The organism is Roseiconus lacunae (assembly GCF_008312935.1).
Taxonomy (GTDB): domain Bacteria; phylum Planctomycetota; class Planctomycetia; order Pirellulales; family Pirellulaceae; genus Stieleria; species Stieleria lacunae.
This window is the reverse complement of the sequence record NZ_VSZO01000001.1, coordinates 1488260-1513159: the sequence shown is the minus strand read 5'-3', so window position 1 is coordinate 1513159 and position 24900 is coordinate 1488260. Positions and strand designations below refer to the sequence as shown.

Annotated in this window: 24 protein-coding genes and 1 tRNA gene; 12 read left to right on the top strand and 13 right to left on the bottom strand. The window is 54.8% G+C overall.

Annotation, left to right across the window (positions count from 1 at the left end):
• The first annotated feature begins 36 nt into the window (after positions 1-36).
• A complete protein-coding gene (locus FYC48_RS05705; protein ID WP_149495618.1) occupies positions 37-837 on the top strand; it encodes a hypothetical protein in 801 nt (266 codons plus the stop codon).
• Between the two features lie 211 nt (positions 838-1048).
• Here the strand turns inward: FYC48_RS05705 and FYC48_RS05700 are convergent, their stop codons facing one another.
• On the bottom strand, positions 1049-2833 hold the full coding sequence (locus FYC48_RS05700) for a sulfatase family protein (protein ID WP_235034089.1): 1785 nt from the start codon (positions 2831-2833) through the stop codon (positions 1049-1051).
• Positions 2834-3513: 680 nt separating this feature from the next.
• Between FYC48_RS05700 and FYC48_RS05695 the strand changes: the two genes are divergently transcribed.
• Together FYC48_RS05695 and FYC48_RS05690 are read left to right on the top strand one after the other, a co-directional pair.
• A complete protein-coding gene (locus FYC48_RS05695) occupies positions 3514-4287 on the top strand; it encodes a hypothetical protein (RefSeq protein ID WP_160149344.1) in 774 nt (257 codons plus the stop codon).
• 921 nt (positions 4288-5208) lie between these two features.
• The gene (locus FYC48_RS05690) at positions 5209-5445 is read left to right on the top strand and encodes a hypothetical protein (protein ID WP_149495616.1); all 237 of its coding nucleotides are present in this window, start codon (positions 5209-5211) and stop codon (positions 5443-5445) included.
• Between the two features lie 91 nt (positions 5446-5536).
• Here FYC48_RS05690 and FYC48_RS05685 read toward each other — a convergent pair whose 3' ends face one another.
• The 3 genes from FYC48_RS05685 to FYC48_RS05675 form a co-directional block, all read right to left on the bottom strand.
• Positions 5537-6106 carry a hypothetical protein gene (locus FYC48_RS05685; RefSeq protein WP_149495615.1) on the bottom strand — a complete coding sequence of 190 codons (570 nt, stop codon included), beginning with the start codon at positions 6104-6106 and terminating at the stop codon, positions 5537-5539.
• 787 nt (positions 6107-6893) lie between these two features.
• On the bottom strand, positions 6894-7916 hold the full coding sequence (locus tag FYC48_RS05680) for a YHYH protein (protein ID WP_235034088.1): 1023 nt from the start codon (positions 7914-7916) through the stop codon (positions 6894-6896).
• Between the two features lie 4 nt (positions 7917-7920).
• Entirely contained in the window at positions 7921-8628 is a 708-nt protein-coding gene (locus tag FYC48_RS05675) for a hypothetical protein (protein ID WP_149495613.1), read from the bottom strand.
• A gap of 189 nt (positions 8629-8817) precedes the next feature.
• Between FYC48_RS05675 and FYC48_RS05670 the strand changes: the two genes are divergently transcribed.
• On the top strand, positions 8818-10071 hold the full coding sequence (locus FYC48_RS05670) for an outer membrane protein assembly factor BamB family protein (RefSeq protein WP_149495612.1): 1254 nt from the start codon (positions 8818-8820) through the stop codon (positions 10069-10071).
• A 589-nt stretch (positions 10072-10660) separates the two neighbouring features.
• Here the strand turns inward: FYC48_RS05670 and FYC48_RS05665 are convergent.
• From FYC48_RS05665 to FYC48_RS05655, 3 genes are all read right to left on the bottom strand, one after another.
• On the bottom strand, positions 10661-11122 hold the full coding sequence (locus FYC48_RS05665; protein WP_149495611.1) for a hypothetical protein: 462 nt from the start codon (positions 11120-11122) through the stop codon (positions 10661-10663).
• A 152-nt stretch (positions 11123-11274) separates the two neighbouring features.
• A complete protein-coding gene (locus tag FYC48_RS05660) occupies positions 11275-11826 on the bottom strand; it encodes a hypothetical protein (protein ID WP_149495610.1) in 552 nt (183 codons plus the stop codon).
• 152 nt (positions 11827-11978) lie between these two features.
• Positions 11979-12503: a DUF1559 family PulG-like putative transporter gene (locus FYC48_RS05655; RefSeq protein WP_160149343.1), complete on the bottom strand. Its 525-nt coding sequence runs from the start codon at positions 12501-12503 to the stop codon at positions 11979-11981.
• Between the two features lie 340 nt (positions 12504-12843).
• On the opposite strand from FYC48_RS05655, the gene FYC48_RS27620 reads away from it, so the two are divergent.
• Positions 12844-13044, top strand: coding sequence for a hypothetical protein (locus FYC48_RS27620; RefSeq protein ID WP_160149342.1), 201 nt, complete (start codon positions 12844-12846; stop codon positions 13042-13044).
• A gap of 734 nt (positions 13045-13778) precedes the next feature.
• Here FYC48_RS27620 and FYC48_RS05650 read toward each other — a convergent pair.
• Positions 13779-13852, bottom strand: a tRNA-Val gene (locus FYC48_RS05650).
• Positions 13853-14163: 311 nt separating this feature from the next.
• Here FYC48_RS05650 and FYC48_RS05645 point away from each other — a divergent pair.
• Entirely contained in the window at positions 14164-14475 is a 312-nt protein-coding gene (locus FYC48_RS05645; protein ID WP_235034087.1) for a hypothetical protein, read from the top strand.
• Between the two features lie 198 nt (positions 14476-14673).
• Positions 14674-14970, top strand: a complete 297-nt coding sequence (locus tag FYC48_RS05640; protein WP_149495608.1) for a hypothetical protein — start codon at positions 14674-14676, stop codon at positions 14968-14970.
• A gap of 67 nt (positions 14971-15037) precedes the next feature.
• Here the strand turns inward: FYC48_RS05640 and FYC48_RS05635 are convergent, their stop codons facing one another.
• Both FYC48_RS05635 and rpsR read right to left on the bottom strand, forming a co-directional pair.
• Positions 15038-15484 carry an acyl-CoA thioesterase gene (locus FYC48_RS05635; protein ID WP_149495607.1) on the bottom strand — a complete coding sequence of 149 codons (447 nt, stop codon included), beginning with the start codon at positions 15482-15484 and terminating at the stop codon, positions 15038-15040.
• Between the two features lie 28 nt (positions 15485-15512).
• Positions 15513-15791, bottom strand: a complete 279-nt coding sequence (gene rpsR, locus FYC48_RS05630; RefSeq protein WP_230260494.1) for a 30S ribosomal protein S18 — start codon at positions 15789-15791, stop codon at positions 15513-15515.
• 931 nt (positions 15792-16722) lie between these two features.
• Between rpsR and fusA the strand changes: the two genes are divergently transcribed.
• Positions 16723-18804 carry an elongation factor G gene (gene fusA, locus FYC48_RS05625; RefSeq protein WP_149495606.1) on the top strand — a complete coding sequence of 694 codons (2082 nt, stop codon included), beginning with the start codon at positions 16723-16725 and terminating at the stop codon, positions 18802-18804.
• 189 nt (positions 18805-18993) lie between these two features.
• Here the strand turns inward: fusA and hflC are convergent, their stop codons facing one another.
• Positions 18994-19956: a protease modulator HflC gene (hflC, locus tag FYC48_RS05620; RefSeq protein WP_149495605.1), complete on the bottom strand. Its 963-nt coding sequence runs from the start codon at positions 19954-19956 to the stop codon at positions 18994-18996.
• Entirely contained in the window at positions 19953-20927 is a 975-nt protein-coding gene (gene hflK / locus FYC48_RS05615; protein WP_149495604.1) for an FtsH protease activity modulator HflK, read from the bottom strand. Before hflK ends, hflC begins: the two co-directional genes overlap by 4 nt.
• Before the next feature lie 215 nt (positions 20928-21142).
• Here hflK and FYC48_RS05610 point away from each other — a divergent pair, with 215 nt between their 5' ends.
• On the top strand, positions 21143-22594 hold the full coding sequence (locus FYC48_RS05610) for a sulfatase-like hydrolase/transferase (protein ID WP_149495603.1): 1452 nt from the start codon (positions 21143-21145) through the stop codon (positions 22592-22594).
• Between the two features lie 6 nt (positions 22595-22600).
• Here the strand turns inward: FYC48_RS05610 and FYC48_RS05605 are convergent, their stop codons facing one another.
• A complete protein-coding gene (locus FYC48_RS05605; protein ID WP_235034086.1) occupies positions 22601-23101 on the bottom strand; it encodes an FxsA family protein in 501 nt (166 codons plus the stop codon).
• A 203-nt stretch (positions 23102-23304) separates the two neighbouring features.
• Here FYC48_RS05605 and FYC48_RS05600 point away from each other — a divergent pair, with 203 nt between their 5' ends.
• From FYC48_RS05600 to FYC48_RS05590, 3 genes are all read left to right on the top strand, one after another.
• Positions 23305-24117 (top strand): alpha/beta fold hydrolase, encoded by an 813-nt coding sequence (locus FYC48_RS05600; protein WP_160149341.1) that lies wholly within the window; start codon positions 23305-23307, stop codon positions 24115-24117.
• 79 nt (positions 24118-24196) lie between these two features.
• Entirely contained in the window at positions 24197-24559 is a 363-nt protein-coding gene (locus FYC48_RS05595; protein ID WP_149495601.1) for a 4a-hydroxytetrahydrobiopterin dehydratase, read from the top strand.
• Complete coding sequence (locus tag FYC48_RS05590) at positions 24556-24879, top strand: hypothetical protein (RefSeq protein ID WP_149495600.1); 324 nt, start codon at positions 24556-24558, stop codon at positions 24877-24879. Before FYC48_RS05595 ends, FYC48_RS05590 begins: the two co-directional genes overlap by 4 nt.
• Positions 24880-24900 lie beyond the last annotated feature (21 nt).

The following is a 24900-nucleotide window of genomic DNA, read 5'->3' as shown; positions in this document are numbered from 1 at the left end:
ATTCCTTTTTTATCCCACGACTCCCCGGGTGACTCAATGATCTGTCGTCTTTTGGTCGCGGCTTTGATGCTGGTTCCCTGTTGCCGCGGTCTAGCGGCAGACGGTGAGGATGCGGCGGCGCGGTTCACCAAGCTTGCAACAAAGCTCGCGGCTTCCTACACAATCCAGGCAGGCGAAACCTCGCTCACGTTGCGTCAAGAACCGGTCTTGACTTGGACCGACCCCGAGAACGGAGAGATCTACGGTGGTGTATACCTCTGGTCGGATCGTGGAAGGCCGGGCGCGATCGCATCGATCTACAAATGGTATCGCCCCTACACCCACAGCACACACGAGTTCCAGTCCCTATCGATAGACCCCATCGTGGGAACTCGCGCAGGGCAGAACGATTGGCGGTGTTCCAAACCTGGTGTTCAGTGGAAGCCCGTCCCCAAAGCTCCGTCGGGCGGCAGAACAACGACTCAGCGCCTGACCCAAATGCGGTTGATCGCAAAGAAGTTCACGCTAGAGCTCATCGACAAAGATGGCTCTGTCGATCAGTTGAGGCTGCTCTCCCAGCCCCTTTACCACTTTGATCAACCGGTAGGGAACGCAGTCCAAGGTACACTGTTCGCCTTTGCAAGAGGAACGGATCCGGAAGCTTTCTTGCTTCTTGAATTTCGCGACGAAGATGGCATTAGCAAACTGCATTACTCATTCGCCCGGTCGAATTTCTTGCCGACGATAGCAAGGTACGACAGCGCCGAAGTCTGGCGTGTCGAGCGTCTGGATCGCGCCACCATGAAATCGGGAAGCGAGCCCTACACGAAATACGTTTTCCAGGACGGCGAGCAGTAAACGCCACGATCACGTTTTCCCGGTCGTCAACCTTGGACCGAACGCATTTGCATAGGCCTAGCCCTCCCTAACAAGGCTCTTCCCAGCGGGGCCCTCATAGCTGGCCCACCAAAACCGGCGCCCACTAAAACCGGCGCCCACCAAAACCGGGTGCCCACCAAAACCGGGTGCCCACGGGGCTGTGTTCCCGCAAATGCATGCCTTGACACGATCAGTCGCTTTCATGCGACAGCTCGATGGCTTCCGCCACGCTTTTACCGCCCAGCGGCTGGTGAGGGAACGGGCCATCGGAACTTCCTTTGGGCCATGTCGCCGGATCGGCGTACTTGCCATCGTCATTGAACTCTCCTTGAAGCCTTGCGAGTTCCGCTTTCAGTTCTTCAAACTTCGCCACAACCTCAGGCGTTTTTGGTTCATCATCGGGGAACAACAGATTGTGCTGTTCCGCCGGATCATTGACGATGTCGAACATCTCGTAAGCGTCTTTGTTCCAGTAATAAATCAGCTTATGACTCTTCGTCCGCACTCCGTAGTGGGCCCGTGTGTTGTGGTGCCCGGGGTCATGGTAGTAGCGATAGTAGACCGACTCGCGCCAATCATCAGGCGATTCGCCTCGCAACAAAGGCGCCAGCGTTCGCCCCTGCATAAACGATGGGATCGGCAGTCCCGCGAGGTCGAGAAACGTAGGAGCCAAATCGATGTTGGCTACGAACTGTGCCGGAGTGCTTCCCGATTTAATTCCAGGCCCACGCGCGATTAACGGAACTCGCAAACCGGGTTCATACATGAATCGCTTGTCGTACATCCCCAAATCACCGAGATACCAACCATTGTCCGCCGAGTAAATGACGATGGTGTTGTCCGCCAAGTCCGCTTCATCAAGGTAATCGAGCACTCTGCCCACACCGTCATCAACTCCTTGCACGCAAGCAAGATAATCCTGCATGTAGCGTTGGTACTTCCACTTGACGAGTTCCACGCCTGTTAGTTTCTTGCCCTCGACGGTGACTTCGGTCGGCTTGACTCGCAACCACTGATTTCGCTCGCGACCTTTCAATTCCGCAGGTGGCTCCAATTTTAAATCACGACGGGTCAAATCGTTCGCAACGGTTTGCTCGTTTTCCGGTAACGCAGCGGGGCGAGTAGCGTAGTCATCCCACAGAGTATCTGGTTCGGGGATCACTTGATCTTTGAAGCGAGCCTTATTTCGCTCATCGGGCTCCCAGGCACGGTGAGGTGCCTTCTGATGCAACATTAGAAAGAAAGGCTTACCCTCCGGTCGCGTCTTCAGGAACTCGATCCCCAAATCGGTCGTGACATCTGTGCAATGACCTTCAATGTTCAGCTTATGCCCGGGGACAAGAAACGTCGGATTCCAATAAGCCCCCTGGCCTGGCAAAACAATCCAACGATCAAAACCAACGGGGTCCGACCCCAAGTGCCATTTGCCAATCATGCCGGTGTGATAACCGCCGGCTTGCAGATGCTTGGCCACCGTGTCACGCGATGCGTCAAACCGATTGAAAACCGGCACGCCATTTAAATGCGAATACTGGCCCGTCAGCAGCGTCGCGCGACTGGGAGTACAGATCGAATTGGTGACGAACGAATTCGTAAACCTTGCCCCTTCGCCGGCAAGCCGGTCGAGGTGTGGCGTTTGGTTGACCTTCGAACCATATGCTGAAATCGCATGCTCCGCGTGATCATCGGAGAAGATGAAGATAATGTTGGGTCGCGAGTTGCGTTCGGCAGCAAAACTCCATCCCGAAGTCAGGATCGACAGAAACAATGTGAACAAATAGATCCGGTGCAACATCTGGTGACTCAACTCGGGTGCAAATACAAGAGGCGGGAGGGCTATGGAGTAGTTCAAGCTCAGCCCATTGTAGCGACATCTGCCGACTTCGTCGCTGCGATCGGCAACCGACATCACTGCCATGAATCGCACCCGGTCTATGGCTTGCGTCCAATGCTCGCGCCGGTCAAGTTCAGCCATCGCCGGCTTTGACTCGTACGATGGACCGTCGTTCTGCAAAGTGAAGACGTCCCAGCAAACGAAACTTTCGCATCGCCACGGTGAATCGTGGTGGCGATCAGGCACGACGATCGGGGGCATTGACTGAACCACGAAGGACGCCAAGAGCACGAAGGCGGAAGGGCTGCGAAGACAAATCGTCCGACTCAGCGTTTCAGCGCGATGATACCATCGTTCGTCGTTTGACGTTGCGTGTTGACTTAGGGCGTGTTGGTGAATGCCAAGTCAGTCCGATGGGCAACAGGCGTTTGCCTGAAAGGCAGTTTTATGAAACGCAAAAGCGCTACGACGCAGGGGCGCAAAGGATCCAGCTGGGTTGCGCAGCTTTGCGTCATTGCGACCTTGCGTCTCTGCGTTCCTTTTTGACCGCTACTTCTCGGTGCCCAATCGCGCTCGCGTTGCTTTTCAGCTGATAAGGTCGCTAGGTAAACTGAATTTCGTGTGCCGATCGAACGCCACGAGTCGGCGTCATACGCCGACTCGCTTATCGACTGCCCAATGCCCCAAAACTTGCAATTAAGACACGCCGTCTTATATTAAAGAAAAACCCCAAAGAGGCATTCCGGATCATGCGTAGTCCAGGCACCAAGTTTCGGTCGGCGGCGTTTCTATTACTGATCGGGCTTTTCCCCCCAACTCCAATGTCGGCCGAAGAGACGACAAAGCCAGATCAGCACTTATCGTACCTGGTCAAACGTCAGCAAGCTCACCAGATGGCTCGCAAAGAGGACCGCGCCTTCTGTGCGCTGCGGACCGACCCGATCATTCGTTGGGCGAACCCGATCAGTGGTGCCAACGGCGGAGTCTTCTTGTGGACGATCGACGGCCTGCCGGCAGCGATCTCGAAATGCCACCTCAACGACAGAAAGAAGCATTATGTTGAATCGACCGTTATCCTTGCACCGGACCTTATTTTAAAACACCCCAATCAGTCGACCTGGACGCCTCGGCAGCCTGACCTAAAAGAAGTCTCTGTCAACAAGACTCCCCGCCTGAATCTTTCGGCGAGTGGGCGTCTGATCGAGATGCGGCAATTGGCCGAAGGATTCACGATCAGCGATCGCTGGGGGGAAGACGGAGGTGAACTTTATCAATTGAGACTCATGCCGCGACCGCTGTATCGATATACGTCGGAAGCATCGAGCGTGATCGATGGCGCGATCTTTGGGTTTGCGCAAGGGACGAACCCGGAAGCGATCGTGCTCGTCGAAGTCATTCGCGAAAACGGCAGCATCAGTTTCCGATGCGGTATATCGCGACTCACCGGATATGAGCTTCAAGCCACACGCGGAGGAGCAACCGTCTTCGAAGTCGCCCGAGTCGACGGCCCAGGGATCCACGACGGCTACCGCCACCACTGGGAAAAACCGGTTCCCTATCCAATTGAACTCGACGAGACCAAGCGAAGCAACTGAATCGCAAGCTGGAAGTTTACAGCCAACTTTATAGCCAAGCCTTTACTCTACCCAACTCTTTATCCCGGCCAGCAAAATCCATCCGCTACGCTGGCCTGCTCCGTGCCCCCAACATTCAAAACAACTCAGAGGTTGTCTCACGTATCTTGGCACAGAGGGCAGTCGTGTATCTCGTGGATTCGCATTTTGCACAGCATTCGCCGGTCGGGGGCAATGACTGAACCAAGAAGGACGCCATGAGCACAAAGGCGGAAGGGCTGCGAAGACAAATCGTCCGACTCAGCGATTCAGCGCGATGATACCATCGTTCATCGTTTGACGTTGCGTGTTGACTTAGGGCGTGTTGGTGAATGCCAAGTCAGTCCGATGGGCAACAGGCGTTTGCCTGAAAGGCAGTTTTATGAAACGCAAAAGCGCTACGACGCAGGGGCGCAAAGGATCCAGCTGGGTTGCGCAGCTTTGCGTCATTGCGACCTTGCGTCTCTGCGTTCCTTTTTGACCGCTACTTCTCGGTGCGCAATCGCCCTCGGAATGCGCCTTGATTTCCCCAGCCGACGTCGTTTTTCAGTTCATCAGTTTGAATCTCAGGCTTAAATCGTTCGGCGCCTGGCACCCGCCTACTGCCCGTGACGCTGACGACCGATTTTTATCGCTGCCAGACCAGTGACGCGTTTCATTTCGAGCCCCCCTACACACCCCCTACAGCACCTCGATCCATTCTTGGTGCTCTCCGTGTCCTTCGTGGTGACCGAACCTCCGCAACCTCAGATTCGGTTGACTCAACGGTGCAAACCACGCAAGACGGGGCAACGAATCGCAAGAAGACACCAGCCACGATGCCTCGCGTGCCGGCCGCTTTCGACACGCTGTATTTGCCAGTGACAGATAAAAGCATCAGTCGATCCTCGGCAGATGATAAAGGTGTCAGGACTCATTAAGTCGTTGTGTCTATATTGCAGTGTGGTCGACACGCTACCCTTACCGGCGAGACGAACGACGTGGGGTGGACAGCGAGACCATCGACCGGTGATCGGTGAGGTCGACATGCGACTGAGCGGGACGGATCGTGTCCGAGGCGATAGAAGCATCGTGAAGGATGATCCAAATCACATCAGTGAAGCGGCTGCGATGAAATCGCTGCCGGCCACAAGTGAATGATATTCGCTTGTGATAGAAGTGGAGTCTTCCGTGATGCGCCGAAACCGGGGGCCAGTGCTAAAGACTGACAGAAAGTCGCGCGGCCCAACCGTTAGCCGCCGACCGGCGATAGCCTCCGCAGCTTTACCTGTTCTCTGACCCTCGGAAGAGCGATCAGTTCATCGTAGACGCGATTGTATCCCACGACGAAGGTCGGGGTTGCCTCCTGCGGAGCGAGCAAAACCCGAAGGCTATTTCTGCCAGGCCACCAATGGTGTTGTGGAACCCTAAACGCATGCACGCCGCAGTAGGTGGAGTCATAAGGCGCAATCAACCAAGGCTCTCGAGCCGCCCAAGAGTGCCAGTGAGACCGTGGGCGAAATACCTCCCACGCCTTATCGTAGATATCGAGAAATTCTTCTGGAATACGCCGCGTACATTGCTGTAACCTCAAAAAGAACTCCAGAGACGCGACCCAACAACCACATGCAAGTGACAGTTGTTGCTTCGCCGTGCTACGGTCGGTGCTTGATGAGTTTTGCGTATCTTTCAACATCAGACCATACTTAATCATCGCCTTGTACAGACGCTGCGTCGTCTGATCGTATTCGGCTGATTGCGCCATCTGATCCGCCATTTCTTGTGGCGAAATCGATAAAGTGCTCGCGAGTCTTATGGGCATAGCGATGGCTCCGAGAGCTGTTGTCCGACGTTGTGTTCTTACTTCGTAATCTTGGCACCGCTGCTCTTGCAACCACCCCCAACACTCGCGAACAATCTCACATCGCATCACTCGTCCACTGACACTACGAGTTGTTCAATCTTGGTCTGGTTTAGGGTATGCCCTCATGCCCGGGGTTGGCTGTTTGCGTTCGGTGTGCCAACAGCTTACATCGCGATTTTCTGTCAAGCCGGAAAAACAACGATCAATCATGTCGTTGCGAATTGGAAGTACGCAGGGAACACCACCGCGTTAAACGACGTCGAACGCAGCCGGAAAAAGGTGTCAGGACTCGTTAAGTCGTTTTGTCTATTTTGTAGTTGGCATGCTACCGTTATCGGCGAGGCGATTGAGTGTTGCCGGAGCGCGAGACGGGAGGAATCATCGAGCGACGATCGGTCAGATCGACGCTCGACTGAGCAGAACCGATCCTTTCCCTCGGCGTAGGAAGCTTGGTAACGGATGATCCGGATCACAGCAGCGCAACGGCAGCGATGAGCCGGGGAGCGGCACTTGGCGAAGCCCAACGCTTGCGGCTGAAGTTGGGTGGCGATTGATGTGCCGTAAGCCGCGGGCGAGCGTTTGCGGCTGACTGGGACTCGCTGGGCTTGAGCAACAGCACGATGCCTTCCCCACACCCGAGAAGTCACACTCAACAGCTATCAAGAAAATTGAGTGCCTACGGCCCAAAGACGGCCAACACAATTTTCGAATGATCAAGAAGCTTTACTCGGCACTGTTTTGATGCCTACCGTCTGCGGGGAGGTGGTCTGCGGCCACCGCGTTCATCTGGGTGGGATTGCCGCTCATAAGTTTCCGTCCGAGGCTGCTTACCGGGTTCTGTGTAAATGAACTTCCATTTTGACGGGCCGTCTGGACCGTAGGCGACCGTCCCTTCTTGACCACGAATGGTATAGGTTAGGACGGACTGCCTTTCGGATCGCTCAAAGCCTGTAATGGTTGCACCTCGGAGCGGACGGTAAGCCGGCCGAATCGGTGAGTCTCTCGGTTGCGGCTCCACCTGATCTCCATGAACGTCGACGACTCCTCGCATGCCGCCGTTGATGTACGGGTAGGTCTTCGTGGCGTGGTAGTGGTAGTTGCCGTCGGCGTCGAACTGACCGTTGAATTCGTCCAGCTTTCCGACCGGCGTCCCATCGGCTTCGACCAAACCGTAAATCGGGTAGCCGTCCAATGCGAATGCAATCGGGTTTCCCTTACCGACCACTGCTTCCAGATGCACCGGAGCCATATGGTAGTGATAATCGTCGCCGCGACCGCAGTGGCCACCCCACTGGTCGAGTTCACCTGCAAGATGCGCATCATCACCGCGATTGTTAAGCGCATTGAAGATGGGAACTCCGTTGACTGCCAACGCAATCGCACCTCGATAGAGATTCGTTTTTGCGGAGATCGGACTCTTGGCGAGGCGAGGTTTCAGCGGGATTTGCCAAGCATTGTTACCGGTGAACGGCTGAGGGATCGGTACCTGCTGTTGCCATGATCGAATCCCAATCATCATGTCGTGGTCGGGCAGTCCATTGGATTCAACAAACAGTGTGCTAGCGTTCCATCGAACTTTCACACCGTCGAACTTTTCGAAGTGGACCGCGATCGGTGGCTTCTCCGCTTGATCGTCTTGCTTCACGTTCTTCGCCTTCGCTTGATCAGTTTCCTCATCTGCGTGAAAGTGCCACTCGTGAGCGTGGCAAGTCAAGCTAAGCATCCACACGAGGATAACCAGTTGACCGAATAATCGTAGTGTTTGCATGGTTTCACTCATCAAGAATTGGGAATCGCTTTGGTGTGCTTCCGTCCGGCGGCGAATCGATCGTCACTCGGAAGAGCACCGTGTTATCTAGTTCCAAATCGTCAGCCCAAATGAATTTTGCGCCTTCGAAGTCATGTTGATAGAAAGGCCGCTTTGGTCGCACGGTTTGTTCGCTGAATTCGCATGCCGCGGACCAATCGCTATCGTCAAAATCAACTGCCATCCAGTTTTCCGGAATTTCTGTCCGGCGAACTTGGGGATTCCGCATGTCACGATTGATTGGGCCGTGGAAAACAGATTTGGCTTTCCAGTGTTTTCCGGTGACCGTCCCGTCACCCATCTTTAAGATGAACCCGCCGTCGCCGATTTGAGTGTGGTTGTATTCAAGGGCGGTTTTGGCGTCGGCGTTGTCCTTGGCCATGACGGCGATCGTCATGGGGTACTTGGGGAACACATCGACCGAGACAACGTTGTGCGGCATGAACCGAATCGAATCCACCGCCGTCAGTTCGCCGTTGATGTACAGCTCAAACCAATTGTCGGCGTAGACGTTTAGCTTCTGCGTATCCTCGATTTCGGGCTTCGCACCCGAAGGTGGGCCGCGGCGACCGCCTCGTCGCTGAGCAAGCACCAGCGTGGACGTGTAAACGACCAAGGCCAGGACAACGCTCGCCAACACAACGAGACTCGGCTTGGAAAGTGTGCGACGCATGGGAAGACTCCTTGGTGCAAAGCGACTTGGCTAAGCGAACGGTTCAATTCGAACTTCGCCGGCAAATTCCCATGCGTGGAAGATCTCGAAATCGGGCCAAAAACCTATGAACATTATTCAAATTCGTGGCCCTATTCTTCACTGACGACGCATGCCCCAGAAAGCCGTCCGAAAAACCCAGAGAATGAAATGATCCGCACGCTCGTCTGCCTTTTGCTGACTGCGACCGTCTGCTGTCGCGCACACGCTGATTCGTGGCCAATGTTCCTCGGCCCTGATGGCAAAGCGGTCTCCAGCGAAACCGTACCAACGGAGTGGAGCGAGTCGAAGAATCTTGCCTGGAAGGTCGATCTGCCCGGCAGTGGTTCGTCTAGCCCAATCATTTCGGGCAACAAAGTGATCGTCACATGCTACGTCGATGGTGACGCCGCGATACGAAAGCTAATGTGTTTTGATAAAACCAGCGGGGACTCACTCTGGTCGCTTGATTTCCCAATCGACTATCGCGAAGACGGCTACCGTGGCTACATCACCGAGCATGGCTATGCGAGTAATACACCGGCCACGGATGGCGACCACATCTTTGCGTTTTTCGGCAAAGGCGGTGTGCACTGCGTCACGATGGATGGCGAAAAAATATGGAGTTTCGATGCCGGAAAGAGCAGTGGCAATCGGGAATGGGGGTCCGCGGCCAGCGTGCTGCTCTACAAGGACACCGTCATCATCAATGCCGCCGACGAATCACGTACGATTTACTGCTTGAAGAAGTCAACGGGCGAAGAGGTTTGGAAGCAGCAAGCCGACATGCTGGAATTAACGTACGGTACACCCCGCATCGTTACGGTTCCTGGTCGCGATGACGAACTGGTCATCAGCGTGCCAGGCGAAATTTGGTCGATGAACCCGAAGACCGGAAAGCTGCTTTGGTACGCCACATCTCCGATGACCGGCAATGTTTCGCCTTCATTGATCGTCGACGGTCAAAAGGTCTATGGCTTTGGCGGTTATCGCGGGGCTGGCAGCATCGCGATCAAGGTTGGTGGAAAAGATGATGTGTCTGACACCAACGTACTGTGGACGAACCGCACCAGTTCCTACGTCGCGACGCCGCTGCTCGAAGACGGCAAGTTTTACTGGATTGACGATCGCGGTCTGGCTTACTGCACCAAGTCAGACGACGGCGAAATCGTCTATCGCGAGCGTGTTCGGGATCTCCAAGGTCAACGTCCGGTCTACGCTTCGCCGATCAAAATCGGCGAGTTTATCTACATCGTGACTCGCGAAAGCGGAACGCTGGTCATCAGACCGTCGGATGAATTCGAAGTCATCGCGCGAAACAAATTTGCCAGCGATGATACGGACTTTAATGCTAGTCCCGCGGTCAGCGATGGGCGTCTGTATTTGCGCAGCAATCAGTCGTTGTACTGCGTTGCATCTCCGTAGCAGCGCTGGAGCTTCCGTGTTAAGCAGGCGCTGACAAGCAACTCGCCGCGATCTTGGCCGAGTCGCAGAAACAACGGATGGAAGAACTCCGGCAGCAACGTGGCGGACGTGACGGTGGCGGTCCACCGCATGCCGGTGGACGACAGCGCGGCGGAGATGAATCCGCCCGCCCACAGCGTTCCAAATAGGGATCGCTCTGCGGTATAGCTGCTTTAAGACGCCCTCGCTTCTCCGAATCGGGGTGATTGTCACAGACACGTTAGCATGCACAGTATCAGCGTGATCGTATCCGGCAGCTCTCACCACCGTAGCCATCGATGTTGCCCCGCGAGAGAGCAAACGCTGTTGGTCGTCAGAAAGCAAGTCGGAATTCTGATCGATCGATCGGCATCGCGAAAGAAGCTCGGAAAGATATGGCGATCCAAATATTCCCTTTGCAGCGAGGAATGTCGCTGCGTAAACATGAGCCCGAATGGAATCCGAACGAAGGGCGCGATCAAATCCAAGATGCTACCTCAGATACGACGAAGAATTGGCTCGCTTGCCGCTTATCCTCTGACTTCTGGCCTCAAGCGATTCCTTGGTTCGCCTATCCGTTTGTGGTTTCAAGATGCTCTTGAAGGCTCAGCCATTGCTCGTCAATCTTTTCCAGTTCACTCGGTTCGGATCCGAACAAACATAGATTTTCGCGAACGAAACAACAGAGGTCAATCACGCTTCGCTTTAGGTGGCGAACATGTGGAAAGTTCCAGCCTTCGAATTGGTTCTTGATGCATTGGGGAAGAATCCAAGTTTCGCGATCATCCCGGTCTTCCGGTGGAAGCAATGGTGTATCCCGAAGATACGAGTCAATCACTGGGTAGTAATAGGCAAATGCCTTGCCGCCCATGAACATAAAATCTTCTTGGTAGACTTCTGGATGCTGGTGAAACTTCATCTTGGCTTCTTCAAGTGTCAGCCCGCCAAAGTTTTTCCATGCACATTGCGCATCGAGGTCGCCGCCATACGGATCAAAATCTTGCTCGGTTGGCAGCGACTTCGCAGCGGTCATTTCGTTCGATTAATGGAAGTGCCTATGGCGAACGGTAGCCGTCACCGAAGTCACGCGGTTGACTGACCACTTCAATTGACACGACTCCCGACCTTCGCGTGCACGGCATGATTACCCTCGATGCTTTCAAGAGGCTTCAACAGCCGTTCGACTTACTCTGAAATTCGATCCTTTGTGTTCCCATCATACACCGTGATGACAAGAAATACATTGCGATCATCTTGAGTCTGCGACCGGATTATTCTCGATTCACCCGTCGAGTAAATATCCGTGTTCTCGATTACGATTTGTGTCAACGCAGAGCCCTTGTCCCCATTCTGCCGTTCGCCAACAGTGTACGCGATGTTCGCGATCGTCTTGCCAGAGTCCGATCCTGTACGAATTTCAAGCCGTGTACCAAGAACTGGCGGTCCTTTCTGAGTGTTCGTTTTGCCGAGGCTCTGGGCATCCCTCTGAGGGACTTCAAAAGTCTTGCTCTCTGAAAATACCGCAACACAATCGGTCAGCGTTGGGATTCTAAATTCACGCACAGGACGCACGTTCTGTTTTCGAAAGACCTCAAGCATCTCGACTGCATTCTTGGTTACGCCGACATCAACATTCGGTCGATACTCCGCAACATGGACGACGAACCGTTGATATTTTCCACTGTCTCCAATGCCAGAATCTGCGGCATCCGCCTGGGAGATTAACGCGAGTAACACGAAAGTGGTTAACGGGACGCGACATATGGTTCGCAACATTGAGATTCTCTACATTCGGGGAACGTTATAAATCACGCGAGACAGGCGAAAGACGTGCAAGCAGACAAATATTCACGACTCCCGTCCTCGCGCACATTTCATTGTCCTGTCCTCTATTGTTCAAAATTACGGACAAAGACGATTGAATTGCCCTCGAGTCTGACAGTTCCATGAAAACGATCCGCGTCAACATACCACGCTCTCGTTCCAGCCGTCAGTATTTTGCGTAGATGATCTTCCGTTAAACAAAACGGTTCTAGCGGGTGAATACCGTCGATTGTTGTCGCAACGAGCAATACCTTGGTCGGTAATTCTTCAAGCGTCCCGAGGGGTTTTCCATTGGAATCCCACATTGAATCAGCGCCATCGTAAGCGCTGATGAAGTACCCATCAGCGCTGTACCAATCCCAAAACCGTTTGCCGCGTTCGAGCGATTCTTTGTTCGATGGAGAATCCCACGATTCGGAAATGTCAATTGAGTCAGCAATTTCATGTTGCTCAATGAAAGGCAAGATCATACCGACCCAAGAACAGAGAAGACGCCCGTTTGAATCGTGCAGATTTCGGTCAGGAATAACACCATTCACCGCCTGGTAATTAAACAGCGCCAGATGGAGCTGTCTCAGGCGTCCTTGCACGCGCATTCCGGCCGCGGTCCGCTGGGCATCTCGCACGATAACAAACGCACCAATTAACAGCAGAATGAAGCTGATCGCAACCAGGGCTCTCGAACGCATTGCAGGTCATTCAGTTGACAGAACGGCGGGATCACAGGGCAACCACGATCGAGTCGAAACTAAGACCCCAAGGCCCCCGACTCCGTTACTCCGCGTGCACATACTCTTGTGTGCAAGTGAATCAATGAGAGAGGAAAATGACTCCTCCCGATGTAGAACACGAGTGAAATCATGACGATTTGCTCAACGCTGTTTTGGGTCGTCATGGGAGATCCGGAGATCACCATGCGAGAGAAGTCATATGAATCCTAAACCAACCAAAGGCCCCAAAGCAACAAATTCTGCTTCATCACCGCAGCAAGATCCTACTCACCCGTCAATCGTCAACGTCGCCTTCGACGTCAGCAGCAACTCGCTTGACTGGGCCATGGAGCTTTCCTCCCGAATGGCTACCGGTCAGTGCACCAACTCCAGCGGCGAAACCCGCGACACCTTGAGTTGATCGACATCCAACTTGGTAAAGCCGGATGGACGGCTGATTTCAAAAACATCCGACACGGCAAAGGCTCGCGCCCACAAAAGAACGAAAACATCGCAATCGCCGAATGGCCCACCGACAGTGGTCCAGCCGACTAAGTGCTGTTCATCGGACTGCAGACCGTCGCTACCGTTAAGCCGGGCCGTGCCTGACTCTAGGAGAGGACATAAACGGACGCAGCAAACGGGAGGCAGCTCAGATGCCGCCAAGAGGTGCAGGTGACACTAGCGGAGCAACGGGCGGTATTTGCCGCTGTTGCTCCAAGTGTTCGAAGATTGCGGAAAGGCCCCGGATGTCCGCGCAAAAGCCTTGCGATTGGCGCAAAACTCGCGAGCTTCCGTCCGAAACGCATGTGTAGGTACCGATCGGTATTTAGCAGTGGCTTGCCACTCAGGGTTAGCCGTTACCAGGCAGCACAATCGAGCGTGGTATCAACGCCCCGTTTGATGCGCTGCGGCGGGCGTAGGACACCACGCTGGGAATCGCAGTTCAGGCCAAGCATATGCGGTGACTGGCATAGGTGGTTGCCTGTGCGACTTAGCCACACGACTGCGGAGCAAAGTGAAGAACTGCGTTTTGGAACGCGGTTACTGGGTCGTAAAAATATGTTTTGCGACCCACGTAACGACCCAGGCGATTGGCCCGGAAACGACCCACGAGAGAGGATCGCAAGTCCTTGCTGTGCAAGGGGTTAAGAGTGGGCGATAGAGAACTCGAATCTCTGACCTCCACGATGTCAACGTGGCGCTCTAACCAACTGAGCTAATCGCCCTTGCATTCCCGGCAGTGCAACCGCCCGGGAGTGTCTTTGATCGGCAGGCGACCGAGGAAACTTCAGTCCTTCACCGCTCAAAGTGGGTTGCGTAGTCTGTAGCGATTCGGGCGAATCGTCAAGACGCACGAGCCACTCCTGGCACAAGGTTTGCCATTTTTTATCCGGCTTGCCCGATCACCGGGTAACGCCTATTAATTCCCTGCCACCAAGCCGATGCGATCGGACCTCCCCAGCGACCATCGGTGCTGCGGCGACACGCCCGAGTGGCGATTCGGTTCCCATTTTCTTGTTTTACTTCCGGCAGTGTGATGTCGAAATTTCTAGCCGGGATGTTTTGCGGCGCATTGCTGCTGTTTGTCGCGATGCACTATCACGTGGTGCACGGAAACAACGGCGTCGTACTGGTCCCAAAAATCAGCAACAACCTGTCGAACGTCTACACCGATATCCGTGACTTCGATTTAAATGACTGGCGTCAGCACAAAGCGCTGGCCGCTGCGATCATGCAAAGCAGCCAATCGCAGTTACTGGAAGACTCCGCCTACCGGAATTTCGGCCAATCAATGCGGCAGGCGGTCGATCACCTGTTCGGAGACGGGCTGCCTGCCAACGAGGGATAGCCGGTCAGCCCTGCGAAAGAGCCCGCGGTGGACGCCGACCGCTCCGCTGGCGCGGGTTGTCGTGGAGATACCGATTGGTTTGGCGGTGTTTGCTTGCCCGGGCCGAACTCCGATCGGTTCGCTTGCCTGCCCATGTCGCCAAGGACGATAGCAAAACGTGGAACCCTTCCTCCCAATCGTTCTTGATCGGCTAGAACTATGTCACTGTACCGAAATCGATACTTCCTATTCGGGATCCTATTGATCCTGCTGGGGCTGCAATTTCGTCGCGTTGAGTCGTTTGTGCTGAACGAGCCTTCGACGCGATTCATTGCCAAGATGACCAACACACCACTGGTGGATAACTCGACCACCGTGGGTGCCATCATCGAGCCTGTCATCCCAGCTCCCAAAAAACGGGTTGAGCCGCCACGATGGCTGGGCCTTTCGATGATCGCCGTCGGAGTCGTGATCACGTTCCACTCGTTCGCGATCCCCAAACATGGTAGCGGCTGAGCTATGGGCAACCCGGTAAGCGCTACCGAACGGTAACCCACACTCAAATTTCAACGGGAAGCAACCGTTAGAGCGATTCGAGTTTTGCGCGGATGTCTGCCGGGATCTCGGCCTTTTCTAACTTGCCGCCGGGACGAAGCTGGCAACAAACGACGACGGTTTTGCCGGTCGCGATTGGCACGGGCGGACCGCTATCGGCTTGCCGTGAGAAAGCAATTTGGTACTGGACGCTTGAACGACCAATCTTAAGAACCTCGACGGCAACCGACAGTTCGTCTTCGAAGCGGGCCGCTTGGTGATAATCACACGAGGCGCTCACGCGAGGCCAAGTGACCGTCTGCCGAGAGTCAGCTGACTGGGCCGGAGAATGGCTATCCGGCAAAATCTGAATTCCGACCGAACGAAGCATCTCGTGCTCGGCCGATTCCATCCAAGGGAAGAACGCCGAGAAGTGAACAATGCCGGCCGCGTCGGTGTCTCGAAACTCGACGCGGCGGTGCGTTCGGAAGCTCATTGTGATCTAAAGCTCGTTTGCTTTCGCCTTACTCGCCTTGGTAAGGCAGCAGTGCCATGTAGCGGGCGCGTTTGACAGCCGCGGTCACGGCGTGCTGGCTGACGGCGGTGCAACCGCTTTTGCGGCGGCCGACGATGCGTCCCTGGCGGTTGATCATTTTCTTGAGCAGTTCGACGTCCTTGTAATCAACGTACATCGGACGTGGTCGCTGGCCATCGACGAAGATCGGATCCTTCTTCTTGGCTCGCGAGCGGACTCGTGATCGTTTGCGGGCTCGGCTACGCGAGCTCATTGGGCGTGGAGGCATTTTGCAAAGCTCTCGGGTTGATGGCGATCGGACGCGGGCGCAGTTATTCGAGGGAGAGAAAAATCAGTGTGCGAGGCAAATGGGGCGGGAGGCGTCCATTGACCGAGTGAACCGATCAATCGAGGGAACCCGTGTGGACTGGTGCGTGTCTAACCAGGGTGGCTCGCGTGAAGCGAATTCGATGCGATTGCATCGTGCAACCAGTCTTCCCCAATGTCTTGCCGGGCTGATGACTGCCTGTGGCTGCTGCCGAGAAAGCAGGGCCTACCAGGTCAGTTCTTCCGCTTGTCAAAACTGCGGCGACGGTCGATGAGACTGGAGCTTACCGGGGAACCTTTCCCCGGCACGGCTCAGCGACTCGCCTACAAAAACTGTAAGGGAGCAGGAGTATGTCGGCCGAATCAAAGTCCGGCAAGAGGAAAATCGTGATCCTACGAAGCAAAACGCCAGGAATGCCCATCCAATCGTGGGGTATTCCTGTGGTCGAATCGTGTCACGAGGCTAATTTGCCCTTCCCGATAGGCCAATCCTTTGCCATATTCCGCAAAAATTTCCAACCATACCGGCATGATCTGATCCGAGTGTGTCCGATACAGGTACCTCGACCCGATTGAATCGCGTTTTGGGACGAACCGAGATCATCCGGTTCGGCCCGTCCGCTGACCGGTTAGCGAGTTGAACGGTTGCAGTGTCGACCAATTGACAAGTCGACCGTTTGAAGCGGGAATTTAGCCCGGGTGGTTCCCCAAGACTTGCGAGTGTAGGCATCGAAGGTGGATCGCCATCATGTCCATCCCGCCAACATTTCCACCCCACTGACTGCCAATTCAATCGCAGTTCGATAGATCACGAAACATTCAATCCCCGACCAAACGACAGCGGTCGTCACCGTGCCATCTCTCGGTCGGTTGCCAACGCTAGGTAAAAAAAGATGAAACTGGAGAACGTAAGAAACATTGGGATCAGTGCCCACATTGACTCGGGCAAAACGACCCTCAGCGAACGGATTCTGTTTTACGCTGGTCGAATCCACAAGATCGAAGACGTTCGTGGCGGTGGCGACGGCGCGACCATGGACCATATGGAACTGGAAAAAGAGCGTGGGATCACGATCACCAGTGCCGCGACGAGCCTGCAATGGAAGGGCAACGCGATCAACCTGATCGACACCCCAGGCCACGTCGACTTTACCGTCGAAGTGGAACGCAGCCTTCGTGTTCTCGACGGGGCCGTCTTGGTTCTCTGTAGCGTCGGTGGCGTGCAAAGCCAGTCGATCACCGTCGACCGCCAAATGAAACGTTACCAAGTGCCACGCTTGGCTTTCATCAACAAGATGGATCGAACCGGTGCGAACCCGTTCCGCGTTGTCGAACAACTGCGCGAAAAATTGGGTGCCGAAGCGTTCTTGATGCAGTACCCGATCGGCGCCGAAGAAAACTTTGAAGGCGTCGTCGACCTGATCGAAATGAAATCGTATCGATTCTCCGGTACCGAAGGCCAGAACGTCGACGTCGGTGAAGTCCCTGAGAACCTGAAAGAAAAGTGCGAAGCGCAACGCCTGCACATGCTCGAGCAGTTGTCGATGTACAACGACGAGATGATGGAGTTGCTGCTCAGCGAAGAAGAAGTCCCCAAGGAGATGATCTACAAGGTCACTCGGGATGCGGTTCTTGGCGGAGCGACTCCGGTTTACATGGGAACGGCGTTCAAAAACAAAGGCGTTCAACCGTTGCTTGACGCGGTCAACTCGTACCTGCCGAGCCCCCTGGATCGCGAAATCCACGGCCGTGACCCTCAGGATGAAGAGAAGCGGATCGAGTTGAAGCCCGATCCGAAAGCTCCCTTCGTCGGTATGGGCTTCAAGATCGTCGATGATCCCTTCGGTCAATTGACGTTCATGCGGATTTACCAAGGAACGATCGAAAAAGGCGGTACCTACGTCAACCAACGTACCGGACGAAGCGAACGCTTTAGCCGAATCGTTCGGATGCACAGCGACAAGCGCGAAGAGATCGACAAGGCGGAAGCCGGCGACATCATTGCCGTGATGGGAATCGATGCGGCCAGCGGTGATACCTATGGCGATACCCGCGATCAGTGCACCTTGGAATCGATGTTCGTCCCAGACCCCGTGATCAAAATCGCCGTCTCGCCGAAGAGCCGTGGCGACGGGGACAAAATGGGCAAGGCACTGCAGCGTTTCCGAAAAGAAGACCCGACGTTCCGCGTGATGACGGATGAGGAAACCAACGAAATCCTGATCAGCGGCATGGGTGAGCTGCACCTTGAGGTTTACATCGAACGAATTCGACGTGAATACGACGTCGAAATTGAAGTCGGTGCACCGAAGGTAAGCTACCGCGAAAGCCCGACCAAGAGCATCGAGTTCAACTACAAGCACAAGAAGCAAACCGGTGGTAGCGGTCAATACGCTCACATCGTCGGTAAGCTAAGCCCACTGGAATCGGTGAGCGAAGACAGCTTTGAGTTCGAAGATCACGTCGTCGGTGGCCGGATTCCGAAGCAGTACATCCCTGCGATCGAAAAAGGTTTCCGCGACATCCTCGGCAAAGGCCCGCTCGCGGAATACCCCGTGGTGGGAACTCGGATCGACCTGAATGATGGTTCGTTCCACGAAGTTGACTCCTCGGAGAAGGCGTTTTACACCGCCGCCCAAGGTTGCTTCCGTGAGTACTTCAAGCAGGCCGGCCCGAAGTTGCTTGAGCCGATTATGAAAATCGAAATCGAGTGCCCCGAAGATTTCCAAGGGACGGTCGTCGGTGACGTGATCCGCCGCCGAGGGATCATGAGCAGCAACGACATCGTCGATGGCAACAGCATCATCATCGCCGAAGTTCCGCTGGCCGAAACTTTCGGTTACGCGACTGACCTGCGAAGCATGACCCAAGGCCAAGGTACGTTCTCGATGGAACTGGAAACCTACCGTGAGGTTCCTTCGAACGTCCAAGAAGAAATCATCGAGAAGAAGCGGAAGGAAAAGGAAGGCAAGTAATTGCCCTCCACCTAGGGTGTGACCGCAGCTCTGCCGTCAACTTGGAAAGTTGAGCGATATTGTCGCTCGATTCTCCGAATTGCGGGCGTGCCGCTTCCTTGATCAACGACAAATCCCTCGCTTGCGATCGCAGGCGAGGGATTCTTTTTCGTCGAGAGGTTGCTTGGCAGCCTAGTTGCTGCACCACGATCACTCGTTTTGGTCGATGTTCTTGAGAAACTTGAAGATGTCGCTGTCGGTGGTCAACACCAGCGTGCTGTCGCCACCGAGCATCTCCTCGTAGGTTTCCATCGTCTTGATGAACGCGTAAAAGCTGACGGCTTCCTCGCTCTGGTTATAGGCGGCGGCGTAAATCTCCGTTGCCTTGGCATCCGCAGCCCCGCGAATCTCCTGCACCTTTTTGTAAGCTTCCGATTCGATCTCCAGTAGGTCGCGTTCTTTGCGTCCGATGATCTTTGCCGCTTCGCCGGCACCTTCGCTGCGGAATCGTTCGGCGATCTGTTTGCGTTCGCTGATCATCCGCGTGTAGATCCGCTGCTGAACGTTCTCGTTGTAGTTGATCCGCTTGAATCGAACGTCGAGCAATTCGATGCCGAAGTCCGCCAGCTTTTCGGCCGACTTGGCAAAGATCTCTTCTTCGATTTTGGCTCGGCCTTTCGAAATCGGGTACAGCGTTCCCGCGGTGCCGGGACCTTCGATGATCACGGCGTCTTGAATCGGTTCGCGATCCTTGGTGGTGCGAACGAGTTCAATCAGTTCGTGCTTGGCGATCGCATTTCGTGTTTCGCTACCCAGGATGTCATCGAGTCGCGATTGGGCGCTGCGTTCGTCACGAAGTCGCAGGAAGAATTGCTTGGCATCGTTGATCCGCCAGCGGCCAAAAGTGTCAACGACGATATAGGTCTTGTCCTTGGTCGGCATCTCGTTGGGCCGCCCGTCCCATTCGAGGATGCGTTTTTCGACGAAGGTCGCTTCCTGAATGAACGGCAGTTTGAAATGCAGGCCGCTATCGACAATCGGATCGCCAACCGGCTTGCCAAACTGCGTCAGGATCACCTGCTCGGTTTCATCAACCGTGTAAGCGCATGAATACGTGATGAAGGATGCCGCGATTAGAAAAACAATCGCTAGGGTAATCGGGACCTGTTTCATTGAACCGATCCTCCGGTCAGTGGCAGTAAGGGAAGCACTTGTTTGGCACCATCGTCAAGGATGATTTTTTTGCCGAGCGACGGCACAACCTGCCGCATCGTTTCGATGTAAAGACGTTGCTTGGTGACTTCGGGGGCTTTCAGGTACTCGGTCAAGACGGCGTTGAATCGCGCGACGTCACCCTCGGCTTCATTCACCCGTTTGGTCGCATAGCCTTCGGCGGCCTGGACCTTTTGTTCGGCTTCACCTCGGGCACGGGGGACAACCTTGTTGTATTCCCCGTTGGCTTCGTTGATCATTTGCTCACGTTCTTGCTGGGCTTGGTTGACCTCGTTGAACGAGGGCTGAACAGGTCCAGGCGGGTTAACGTTTTTGAGCTGCACCTGGTCGATGCCGAGCCCCAATTCGTATCGATTGACCAATTCTTGTAGCTCCGTCAATGCTTCGACTTCGATTTCTTGTCGGCCGATCGTGATCACTTCGTCGACCGTTCGGTCACCGACGACGGTCCGCATCACCGATTCAGAAAGGTCGCGGAGTGTCCGGCCGGGCTCGCGGACTTTGAACAGATAAAGCTGTGGCTCTTGAATCCGATACTGGATCACCCACTCGACCGAGGCGGTGTTCAAGTCACCGGTGACCATGTTGCGTTCTTCTTTCTGTTCGTCGGAATATTGCGTCGGGTTGCTGGCCCCAACCGTCCCGAACCCAAATTCCTGTTTCAGCTGGCGGCGAACGGGAACGATCTCCACTTGGTCGATCCCCAGAGGCAGCTTAAATCGCAGGCCCGGATCAACCGTTTTGATGAAGCGTCCGAATCGTAAGACAACGCCTTGGGATTCGGCTTGGACGGTGTAGAAACTGGTCATTAAAAGGAAGACGAGTACCAGCGCAAGAACGATCCAAACGGCATAGGGCCGTAGTTGCTCAAGGTCTGGCATTTCGATCCCATCGGATTCTGATCGGCTCATGGCGTAATCGGGGGTCCGTTGTCGTCGGAAAGTTGTTGTGCTGAGGTCGCGTCTTCGTCTTCTGTGGGTTTGTCTCCAGCGGGAATCCCGATGAGACTTCTATTCTTCGACGTCAGACGCTTCTTAAACAGCGTGAATTGAAACGTTGTAAACTGGTGATTCATCCCGAATGTATGTTTGGACGAGCATGACGCTTCCCGGAGGGTGTTATCCAGATGCTTAAACCCAAAGACTCGTGTTTAAGGTTGGCACCAAAGCATTGGTTTTTGGGCTGGTTTATCTCAGGATTTATCAAATTGATGAAGTACTTTGCCCGATCCCTCGCCCTACTGTCCGCATTGCTGTCATCAGCGGCTTATTCGCAGAACCCGCAAAAGCCCAACGTGATTCTGATCTTGGCCGACGATATGACACGCGGCGATTTGGCGTCGCTCAATGGCGGTGCTAGCCGAACGCCTACCTTGGACCGCTTAGCGGGCGAGAGTATTAATTTTACGAATGCGTACAGTGCGTCCTGCGTGTGCGCCCCCGCTCGGGCGGCGATGCTGACCGGCCGCTATCCGCACCGCACCGGCGTGGTCACGCTGAACCAATACGACTATCCGAAGTTAACCCGCCTGCGGCACGACGAGCGAACGATCGCCGAACATCTGCGTGACGCAGGCTACAAAACAGGTTTGATCGGAAAGTGGCACTGCGGAATCGGGGACGGATTTGGTCCGACGAACCATGGCTTCGATGAATTCGAAGGCTTTGTCGGCGCCAAAGGGAACGGCTACTTCAAATACCGTTTGATCCTTGGAGAGCGTCACCTGGAGGTTGACGACGGCTACCTAACGGATGACCTGTCAAACAGAGCGATCGAGTTTGTCCGGCGGCACCACGAACAGCCTTTCTTTTTGCACCTAGCGCACTATGCCCCACATCGGCCGCTGCAGGCGCCCGAGGAAGTCGTGCAGCGTTACGTTGCGAAGGGACTCAATGAAAACACCGCGACGATTTATGCGATGATCGAAATCATGGATCGTGGTATCGGCGAGCTACTGCAGACACTCGATGACCTAAGTATTGCGGACAACACAGTTGTGATCTTCGCCAGTGACAACGGGCCTGATCCGGTGACCGGTGCGAGATTCAACCCAAATGTTCGAGGAATGAAGTACGAAGTGTACGAAGGCGGAATCAGGGTACCGATGATGGTACGGTGGCCCGGCAAATTCCAACCGCGAACCGCTGAGGACGTCGTGCAATTCATTGACTTGTTTCCGACCATCAGCGAAATCTGTGGCATCGCGCAGCAAACGCCTGGCGCCCCAAAGCTTGACGGCCAAAGTTTTCTTGATGTGCTGCAGGGGAAAAGCCGCAAGACAAGCCGTTACCATTGGCAATGGAACCGCGGTGAGCCGAACTACACACACAACGCAGCGGTCCGAGAAGGACCGTGGAAACTGGTTCGCCCCTTTGTGACTCGATCGGTCAATCCACCGGATTCGAAGCAGCCGGCAAGGCTATTCCACCTCGAAAGCGATGGCAACGAGTCAGTCGATGTTGCCGAACAATACCCCGAACGTGCTCGGCGGATGGACCAGGAGATTTCGCGGTGGGCGGAGCAAGTCGAACAGGCACGCCTGCGAAAACGCTTGATCCAACCGAAAACGCAGGACTAAACGGCATTAACGGCGTGTGACCTTTCCATCGATCGTATTCGAATCGTCAAACGTCTGTCGCGATTGGCCTTCAAAAAAACTGCCGCGAATCTGGACGTTCTTAAACCCTGAAAAATACCTTGCCAGCACAGTCTTCCGCAGCAAATCGCGTCCCACAGGAACGAGCAGTAAAAATCCGACGGCGTCCGTGATCAGCCCGGGCGTCAACAAGAGCGCCGCCGCGAACACGATCATCAACCCGTCTTGGATTTCACGGCTGGGGACACGCCCTTCACCCAGGGCCGCATGAAATTTCTGCCATGCCATCAACCCCTCACGCTTCGCCAGGTATGACCCCAAAACCCCGGTGGCGATGACGATTAGGAACGTCGCCCCCGCGCTGGTAGCGTCGGCGAGCTGTAAAAGCAAATACAGCTCTACCAGTGGAACGAAGATAAAGAGTAAAAGTAGCCTGAATAGCATGATTGTCCCTCGAAACAGGTGTCCCTGGAGAGTAGGGCGAGGCATCGGATTACCCCTGGGTGCCATCCTGACAAGAGCCCGTTGCCGCCACTTGGAAATACGCGAATTTTGTGCCGTTTACTTCCTAACGGCCCGAAATCCACCGATTTGCCGCCTTTACCAGCATGTCGATGAGTGTTGAAACGCTGAAATTGCCGAATCACGCCGATCTCCACTGTCATCTGTGGACGACGGGTTTCGATCCTGAAGTGACCGTGATAATTGTCCATGGCCTGGGCGATCACGGTGGCCGGTTCCACGACTGCGCGAAACGCTTTCTTGATCACGGCATCGCCGTCGCCGCCGTCGATTTACCGGGGCATGGCCGATCATCGGGACGACGTGGGAGCGTACATTCCTTTGACCGGTCGCTAGCATTAGTCGCTTCGATTCGAAAACAAATCGGCGAACGATTTCCGTCTTCCAACCAATTCCTACTCGGTCACAGCATGGGAGGCAATTTGGCGGTCAACTACGCCCTTCGCCGCCAAGAGTTCGACCACTTTGATCAATCACCACTGACGGGCATGATGCTCGTCGCTCCGATGCTGATGCCTCCTCAACACCTTGACCGCCCCAACCTATTTGCGGCGTGGGCGACAGGATACATGCTGCCTTGGGTTCGGCTTCGCAAACCGCCAAACGTCGCCTCGTTAACCGCCGACGCTTCGATCGCACAACAAGTCGCGGCGGACCCCTATCAACATTCCGTCATTTCGCTTTACAACGCGACCCAGTTGATCGCCCAAGGTCGGTTCGCTTTGGACCACGCCTCGGAAGTCGACACGCCGACGTTGATCTTGTACGGTGAACGAGACGAGCTGATCGACCGTGCTGCTTGCCGACACTTTGCAATGCGAGCGGGAGCGAATGTTCGTTCGATCGCATGGCCAAACGGCTTACACGACCTGCTGCACGATGTCGATGCCGGCGACGTGTTCGAAACGCTCTTACGTTGGCTTCACGGAACAGCATCGAATTGCGACCGAACGACGCAACGCCTGACCGTTCACTCCGAATAAAACCGAATCAACGTCGGGAACCGTGATCAAACACTCGGCGACTGACGAGACGAATCCATGGGTTCACGGAAAGACAACAATGCATCCAATCACCGCCGATAAGCTTGCCGCCCAAAAATGCGTTCCCTGTGAAGGCGGCGTGGATCAACTGACGCCAGAGCAAGCGAACGAGTACCGGCAAGCGGTGACGTCTTGGGAACTCGATCAGAACGCAACGCTGATCTATCGCAAAGTGAATTGCAAGTCGTTCGTGCGGGCGATTGAAATGATCAACCGAATCACCGAAGTTGCCGAACGTGAACAACACCACCCCGATCTTCACTTGACCGGCTATCGACACCTGAAGATCGTTCTGACCACGCACGCGATCGGTGGGCTCAGTGAAAACGATTTCATCTTGGCAGCGCAAATCGACCGCATCATCGCCCCCACCGACTCATGATCGCTCGACACCATCTTTTAGCGTTGCTTGCCGAATGCACCGGAGATGAAATCTGGAGCGTCGATCACTGCCGGCAACGTCGAGTCCCCGAAGCTTGGATCACCGAGTTCGCCGACGCCCTAGAGTCTGGCTTTGACAACGATATGGAAACCATTTACACCGATGACGGAGTAGTCAACCAGTATCATGGCGTCAAAGATGTTGACTTGGCTATTCGTATCGCAAAGGAACTAGGAATCGAGATCGATACGCACAACCGGCAGTACTACATCCGAGCGCATCTAGTACAAACGATCAAGAATGCTGTCGAAGAACTGTAGCGATTAATCGCACGAACGCTC

Coding starts and splice junctions, on each gene's coding strand:
- FYC48_RS05635 (WP_149495607.1), bottom strand. CDS start 15,484: ATGAGCTTCCGAACGCACCGCCGCGTCGAGTTTCGAGACACCGACGCG.
- FYC48_RS05595 (WP_149495601.1), top strand. CDS start 24,197: ATGCATCCAATCACCGCCGATAAGCTTGCCGCCCAAAAATGCGTTCCC.
- FYC48_RS27620 (WP_160149342.1), top strand. CDS start 12,844: ATGAATCCTAAACCAACCAAAGGCCCCAAAGCAACAAATTCTGCTTCA.
- FYC48_RS05680 (WP_235034088.1), bottom strand. CDS start 7,916: ATGCAAACACTACGATTATTCGGTCAACTGGTTATCCTCGTGTGGATG.
- FYC48_RS05700 (WP_235034089.1), bottom strand. CDS start 2,833: ATGGCTGAACTTGACCGGCGCGAGCATTGGACGCAAGCCATAGACCGG.
- hflK (WP_149495604.1), bottom strand. CDS start 20,927: ATGAGCCGATCAGAATCCGATGGGATCGAAATGCCAGACCTTGAGCAA.
- FYC48_RS05685 (WP_149495615.1), bottom strand. CDS start 6,106: ATGCCCATAAGACTCGCGAGCACTTTATCGATTTCGCCACAAGAAATG.
- FYC48_RS05675 (WP_149495613.1), bottom strand. CDS start 8,628: ATGCGTCGCACACTTTCCAAGCCGAGTCTCGTTGTGTTGGCGAGCGTT.
- rpsR (WP_230260494.1), bottom strand. CDS start 15,791: ATGCCTCCACGCCCAATGAGCTCGCGTAGCCGAGCCCGCAAACGATCA.
- FYC48_RS05665 (WP_149495611.1), bottom strand. CDS start 11,122: ATGACCGCTGCGAAGTCGCTGCCAACCGAGCAAGATTTTGATCCGTAT.
- fusA (WP_149495606.1), top strand. CDS start 16,723: ATGAAACTGGAGAACGTAAGAAACATTGGGATCAGTGCCCACATTGAC.
- FYC48_RS05610 (WP_149495603.1), top strand. CDS start 21,143: ATGCTTAAACCCAAAGACTCGTGTTTAAGGTTGGCACCAAAGCATTGG.
- FYC48_RS05705 (WP_149495618.1), top strand. CDS start 37: ATGATCTGTCGTCTTTTGGTCGCGGCTTTGATGCTGGTTCCCTGTTGC.
- FYC48_RS05605 (WP_235034086.1), bottom strand. CDS start 23,101: ATGCCTCGCCCTACTCTCCAGGGACACCTGTTTCGAGGGACAATCATG.
- FYC48_RS05640 (WP_149495608.1), top strand. CDS start 14,674: ATGTCACTGTACCGAAATCGATACTTCCTATTCGGGATCCTATTGATC.
- FYC48_RS05590 (WP_149495600.1), top strand. CDS start 24,556: ATGATCGCTCGACACCATCTTTTAGCGTTGCTTGCCGAATGCACCGGA.
- FYC48_RS05645 (WP_235034087.1), top strand. CDS start 14,164: ATGTCGAAATTTCTAGCCGGGATGTTTTGCGGCGCATTGCTGCTGTTT.
- FYC48_RS05670 (WP_149495612.1), top strand. CDS start 8,818: ATGATCCGCACGCTCGTCTGCCTTTTGCTGACTGCGACCGTCTGCTGT.
- FYC48_RS05695 (WP_160149344.1), top strand. CDS start 3,514: ATGTCGGCCGAAGAGACGACAAAGCCAGATCAGCACTTATCGTACCTG.
- hflC (WP_149495605.1), bottom strand. CDS start 19,956: ATGAAACAGGTCCCGATTACCCTAGCGATTGTTTTTCTAATCGCGGCA.